Consider the following 5,947-nt stretch of genomic DNA (forward strand, 5'->3'; position numbering starts at 1 on the left):
CTGCGCACATCCACCGTTCCAGATTGACGGAAATCTTGGATTTACCGCGGGAATCGCAGAGATGCTGCTACAGAGCCACGGAGGAGAAATCGTGATCCTTCCGGCGCTATCGCCGAAGTGGAAATGCGGCTCAGTACAGGGGCTGATCGCCCGGGGTGCGATTACGGTGGATATTGCATGGGAAGGAGCACACGTGAGCTGTTGGATGACGAGTAAGACAGAGCAAAAAGTTCGGGTACGCGTGAAAGAGCAGGAGAGCAGGATGGTATTTTTGAAAGCCGGGGAAAGGGTGCGTCTGGATAGTTGATCATATGCGAAGGTATCTTGCGTAGATGATACAGTTATTTACGAAACGATATACTAGAGCGTGTCTGAAAAATCAGCCGGTGTATGTTTCAGAGTCTTATGGAAACATATACCGGCTGTTGATTTATTTGAGCAAAAACGAGTTAAAGTCTGTATTTACACAAGAAAATTACTGTGATAACAGGCAGGGATGTGCAGGTTTTCAGTGCTGTCTGGCGAATGGATTCTGCGAATTAAGACTTTGACGGAATAAACGGTGCAATCGCTCCTGCTACATTCGAGATCGGCATGGTCTGGAGCCATATATGTCCCGGACCGGTGATGACGGTGTTGAAGATGCCTTCCCCGCCAAAAAGCATATTTTTCACACCGGGAACGGTCTGGATATCCATGGAACAGGTGGCTTCCATAGCAGCCAGATAACCGGTATCCACGATGATCTGCTGACCGGGCTGCAGGTCGTATTCGACAACGTGGCCGTCAAATTCCAGGAATACCATCCCTTCTCCGGCAAGGCGCTGCATGATAAATCCCTCACCGCCGAAGAGTCCGGAACCGAAGCGTTTCTGGAAGAAAACAGAAAGGTTTACCCCGGCTTCGGAAGCGAGAAAACCGGACTTTTGTACAATCAGTTCCCGCCCGGGGGAAATCTGGTAAGGAAGAATACTTCCCGGGAAGCAGGAGGCAAAAGCAATCATGCCGGGACCGCCCTGGGCAGTATAGATATTCTGAAACATGGATTCACCGGAAAACATTCGTCCGAAAGCCTTTCCGATGCCGCCGTTGGTAGAAGTTGCCATGTGCATGTTCGGTGACATCCAGCTCATAGCTCCTTTTTCTGTGATCATTCTTTCGCCGCCGTCCAGATAACAGATGACAACGGGCAAGGTGTCGCCCTGAATTTCATAACGCATAGTATGTACCTCCTGTATAGAAAATTTGCAGCTGTTCAGTTATGAGCAAGTAGCGAAGCGGATTGCGAATATCCGCTTGAATGAGTTCCGGAGTTGTTTACATTCTGCCTGGAACAGTGAAAATCATGGTTATGATGATGTTTCTACTGGTATTATATCAAAGTAGACAGCTGGATGATATGGAATTAAGAAAAAAGTAAACAATAAAATTTGAAAAAAGTGTTTGACAAATATATATGTATGTGGTAATTTATAGAAAAAGTTTAGTGTAGTAAACCGTTGAAGCGGAGATCAAAGCAGTTATGCGCGCACAGAGAGTCCGGGAGGGTGAGAGCCGGGTGGAGATGCAGGCTGCCAAATGGACCGCTGAGGGCGCAGTGAACAGTCATTATTTCGAATCGGCTCAGTATTCTGCGACGTGGGGCATACGTCAGTTGCCGGGAATATGCAGGTATTCCGCAAAGCGCACAGTGCAAACTGTGAAACAAGGTGGTACCGCGGGTAGTTTATCATACGCTCGTCCTTGACAGAAGAACAAGTTTCTGTCGAGGGCGGGCGTTTTTTCGCGTTGTGTATCAATAATTGATCCGGTGAATCAATTTTGATTCGCGGGCAACAAGTCAAGGTTCATGCTTGCCTGAGACTTTCGCGGCAGGACAGAAAAACAAAGGGAAAGACAGTAACAGAAAAGATTTACAGGAGGTGCCCGAATGTATCCAACATTAGAAAAGGTAAAAGAAATTGCAGCCAGTGGAGAGTATCGTAGAATTCCCGTATGTAAGGAGTTATATGCGGATCGATATACACCCGTAGAAGTGATGCGGGTTTTGCGGAAAGCAAGTAAGCATTGCTATCTGCTTGAGAGTGCCAGCCAGACGGAGGTATGGGGAAGATTTTCTTTCCTCGGTTATGAACCGGCGATGGAGATCACCTGTACGGATGGCGTCCTGAATATCCGCAAAACCGGGGAGGATATGGTTGTGACAAAGAAAGTGGAACATCCGGGCGATACTCTGCGGGAGATTATTGAACAGTATAAAACACCGGTGATGGAAGAACTCCCACCATTTACCGGCGGGCTGGTAGGGTACTTTTCCTATGACTATATCAAATATAGCGAACAGAAATTAAAACTCGAAGATAAAGAGCAGCAGGATTTCAGGGATATGGATCTGATGTTGTTCGATCAGGTGATTGCCTTTGATCATTACCGTCAGAAAGTGTTGCTGATCGCCGGAGTGATGACCGATGATCTGGAAGCGTCTTATCAGAAGGCAGAAGGAAAACTGGAAGAGATGGCACAGCTTCTGAAAACCGGACCGCATATGGAATTCGAAAAACTGAAGCTGGAGTCCGATATCCGGCCACAGTTTCCGGAAGCGGAATACTGTAAGATGGTGGAGAAAGCCAAACATTACATCCGTGAGGGTGATATTTTCCAGGTGGTATTATCGAATCCGATGCGGGCGAAAGCGACAGGAAATCTTTTCGATACCTACCGGGTGTTGAGGGCGACAAACCCATCTCCGTATATGTTCTATTTTTCCAGCGACGATATTGAGATTGCGGGAGCATCTCCGGAGACTCTGGTAAAACTGGAAGCCGGGAATCTGAGTACTTTCCCGTTGGCCGGAACCAGACCGAGAGGAAAGACAAGGGAAGAAGACAGGGAACTGGAAGCCGGACTTTTAAAAGATGAAAAAGAACGGGCAGAACACAACATGCTGGTGGATCTGGGAAGAAATGATATCGGAAAGATCAGTAAGATCGGCAGTGTGAAAGTGGAAAAATACATGTGTGTGGAACATTTTTCACATGTCATGCATCTTGGTTCTACGGTAGTCGGAGATCTGCGAGAGGATAAAGATGCGGTGGATGCCGTTGATGCGATCCTGCCGGCCGGAACACTCTCCGGAGCACCGAAGTTCCGGGCCTGTCAGATCATCGAAGAACTGGAACACAGCAAACGTGGCATCTACGGTGGGGCGATCGGTTATCTTGATTTTACAGGAAATCTGGACACCTGTATCGCGATTCGCCTGGTTTATAAAAAGAAGGGCGAAATCTGTATTCGTTCCGGTGCCGGTATCGTGGCGGACAGCGTACCGGAGAAAGAATTTGAAGAATGCTGCAACAAGGCACGGGCCGTGGTTCAGGCAATTGCACAGGCACAGGAGGGATTGGAATGATAGTACTGATTGATAATTACGACAGTTTTTCTTATAACTTATATCAGCTGATCGGTTCCGTGGAGCCGGACGTCAAAGTTGTACGAAACGATGCATATACGGTGGAAGAGATCGAGGCGATGAAACCGGAAGCCATCATCCTTTCTCCGGGACCCGGAAAACCGTCCGATGCAGGAATCTGTATTGAGGCGATCCGGTATTTTGCAGGAAAGGTTCCGGTCTTTGGTGTGTGTCTGGGACATCAGGCAATCTGCGAAGCATTTGGTGGAACGGTGTCCTATGCGAAAGAACTGATGCACGGAAAACAGAAAGAGATTCATCAGATCGGTGAAAATCAGCTGTTTCAGGGGCTGCCGGAGACATTTCCGGCAGCGCGGTATCACTCACTGGCAGCATTAAAGGAAAAACTGCCGGAAGAACTGAAAGTGACTGCGGAGTCGGAAGACGGAGAAGTGATGGCGGTAGAACACACAAAATATCCGATCTACGGTGTACAGTTTCACCCGGAATCAGTGATGACACCGGATGGCAAGATTATGATAGAGAACTTTATGGATGTAGTCAGAGGGGGAAGAGAACAATGATCAAAGAAGCAATTATCAAAGTGGCAAAAAAAGAAGATCTGACATATGAAGAATCAAAAGCTGTTATGAATGAGATCATGGATGGAGAAACTTCTCAGGTACAGACGGCGGCATATCTGACAGCCTTAGCTATGAAGGGTGAAACCATTGATGAGATCACAGGATCTGCCGAAGGTATGCGTTCCCATGCCCTGCAGTTAAAACATGATATGGATGTCCTGGAGATTGTCGGTACCGGTGGGGACGGTTCCAATTCTTTTAATATTTCCACAACCGCTTCTCTGGTCATCGCAGCAGGTGGTGTTCCGGTAGCAAAACATGGAAACCGTGCGGCATCTTCCAAATCAGGAGCAGCGGATGTACTGGAAGCCCTGGGTGTAAAGATCACGCTGACACCGGAACAGAGTGAAAAAATACTGGAAAAGATCGGGATCTGTTTCCTGTTTGCACAGACTTATCACACCGCGATGAAATATGTGGCACCGGTCAGAAAAGAACTGGGTATCCGCACAGTGTTTAACATTCTCGGCCCGCTGACGAACCCGGCAAATGCAAACATGCAGATCATGGGTGTCTACAGTGAAGAGCTGGTAGAGCCGATGGCACAGGTTCTGGTGAAACTGGGCGTGAAAAATGGTATGGTTGTGTATGGTACGGACAGCCTGGATGAGATCTCGATGAGTGCACCGACCGCTGTGTGCGAGATCTGCGACGGTAAATTAGCTCCTTACGAGATCGTTCCGGAGCAGTTCGGTTATAAGAAATGCGAGAAAGATGAGTTGAAGGGTGGTACCCCACAGGAAAATGCGACCATCACCCGAGCAATCCTCGATGGCAGTGAACAGGGGGCGAAACGACAGGCCGTGTGCATGAACGCCGGAGCCGCTCTGTATGTGGCAGGAAAAGCAGGGACACTGGAAGAAGGTGTACGTCTGGCAGAGCAACTGATCGACAGCGGTGCAGCACTGAAGAAACTGGAAGCATTCATTCGGGAGAGTAATGAAGCATGAATATATTAGAAGAAATTGCAGGAAAGACAAGAGAGCGGATTGACCAGGAAAAAAGTAAGGTATCTGTTGCAGAATTAAAGGAAAGGATCCGGGACCGGGAACAGAATCCGGCGATTCTTCCGACACTGTCTTTTTATCAGGCATTGAAAAAAGAAGGGATGTCCTATATCTGTGAGGTGAAGAAAGCATCTCCGTCAAAAGGACTGATTGCACCGGATTTTCCGTATGTGGAGATCGCAAAAGAATATGAGGCAGCGGGTGCATCGGCGATTTCCTGTCTGACAGAGCCCTTTTATTTTCAGGGATCCGACCGGTATCTGGAAGAGATTACAGCGGCAGTGAATATTCCGGTACTCCGGAAAGATTTTACGGTAGATGAGTATATGATCTATCAGGCGAAAGCCTTTGGTGCATCAGCAGTACTTCTGATCTGTGCGATCCTCGATGATGTACAGCTGAGAGAGTACCGGCAGCTGGCAGAAAGTCTGGGGCTGGATGCGCTGGTGGAAGCACATGATGAGCGGGAAGTAGAGCGGGCATTGGAAGCCGGAGCGAAGATCGTAGGAGTCAATAACCGGGATCTTCGGACATTCCGGGTGGATATGAATAACAGCATCCGGCTGCGGAATCTGGCACCGGAGGAAGTGGTCTTTGTATCAGAAAGCGGAATCAGGACGAGTGCAGATATCAATCTGTTATATGATAACCGGGTGGATGCCGTGCTGATCGGAGAAACGCTGATGCGAAGCCCGGATAAAAAGGCGGTGCTTGAGACGCTGAACGGGAAACCACTTTCCCGGTAAATGAGAGAGCGGATGCGGGTAAGGAAGGGAAATCCTGTATAACGCATATCGGGGTAAAAAGCAGCAGGAGAGATTAAGCATGAGCAGAATAAAAATATGCGGTCTGCGGCGGCCGGAGGATATCGCGGCGGTCAATGAGGC

At 48.4% G+C, this 5,947-nt stretch carries 6 protein-coding genes; 5 read left to right on the top strand and 1 reads right to left on the bottom strand.

Annotated features, from left to right (window positions below; genetic code table 11):
- Nucleotides 1–307, top strand: a 307-nt coding sequence (locus MSA64_RS00090; RefSeq protein WP_287890032.1) for a glycoside hydrolase family 95-like protein, incomplete at its 5' end; no start/stop codon positions are given.
- 232 nt (nt 308–539) lie between these two features.
- Here MSA64_RS00090 and MSA64_RS00095 read toward each other — a convergent pair.
- Nucleotides 540–1,220: a TIGR00266 family protein gene (locus MSA64_RS00095; protein WP_287890034.1), complete on the bottom strand. Its 681-nt coding sequence runs from the start codon at nt 1,218–1,220 to the stop codon at nt 540–542.
- Nucleotides 1,221–1,930: 710 nt separating this feature from the next.
- On the opposite strand from MSA64_RS00095, the gene trpE reads away from it, so the two are divergent.
- The 4 genes from trpE to trpC are packed head-to-tail and all read left to right on the top strand — an operon-like array spanning nt 1,931 to nt 5,806.
- The gene (gene trpE, locus MSA64_RS00100) at nt 1,931–3,409 is read left to right on the top strand and encodes an anthranilate synthase component I (protein ID WP_154432712.1); all 1,479 of its coding nucleotides are present in this window, start codon (nt 1,931–1,933) and stop codon (nt 3,407–3,409) included.
- Entirely contained in the window at nt 3,406–3,993 is a 588-nt protein-coding gene (locus tag MSA64_RS00105) for an anthranilate synthase component II (protein ID WP_118568620.1), read from the top strand. The genes trpE and MSA64_RS00105 overlap by 4 nt, the downstream gene beginning before the upstream one ends.
- Nucleotides 3,990–5,003, top strand: coding sequence for an anthranilate phosphoribosyltransferase (gene trpD / locus MSA64_RS00110; RefSeq protein WP_287890035.1), 1,014 nt, complete (start codon nt 3,990–3,992; stop codon nt 5,001–5,003). The genes MSA64_RS00105 and trpD overlap by 4 nt, the downstream gene beginning before the upstream one ends.
- Nucleotides 5,000–5,806, top strand: coding sequence for an indole-3-glycerol phosphate synthase TrpC (trpC, locus tag MSA64_RS00115; RefSeq protein ID WP_287890036.1), 807 nt, complete (start codon nt 5,000–5,002; stop codon nt 5,804–5,806). The genes trpD and trpC overlap by 4 nt, the downstream gene beginning before the upstream one ends.
- Nucleotides 5,807–5,947: the final 141 nt, after the last annotated feature.

Origin of the sequence: Oliverpabstia sp., from assembly GCF_022785585.1 — a bacterium.
Taxonomy (GTDB): Bacteria; Bacillota; Clostridia; order Lachnospirales; family Lachnospiraceae; genus Oliverpabstia; species Oliverpabstia intestinalis.

Bases quoted from the DNA above. Each gene is read 5' to 3' on its own strand.
- trpE (WP_154432712.1), top strand. From the start codon at position 1,931: ATGTATCCAACATTAGAAAAGGTAAAAGAAATTGCAGCCAGTGGAGAG.
- MSA64_RS00095 (WP_287890034.1), bottom strand. From the start codon at position 1,220: ATGCGTTATGAAATTCAGGGCGACACCTTGCCCGTTGTCATCTGTTAT.
- MSA64_RS00105 (WP_118568620.1), top strand. From the start codon at position 3,406: ATGATAGTACTGATTGATAATTACGACAGTTTTTCTTATAACTTATAT.
- trpD (WP_287890035.1), top strand. From the start codon at position 3,990: ATGATCAAAGAAGCAATTATCAAAGTGGCAAAAAAAGAAGATCTGACA.
- trpC (WP_287890036.1), top strand. From the start codon at position 5,000: ATGAATATATTAGAAGAAATTGCAGGAAAGACAAGAGAGCGGATTGAC.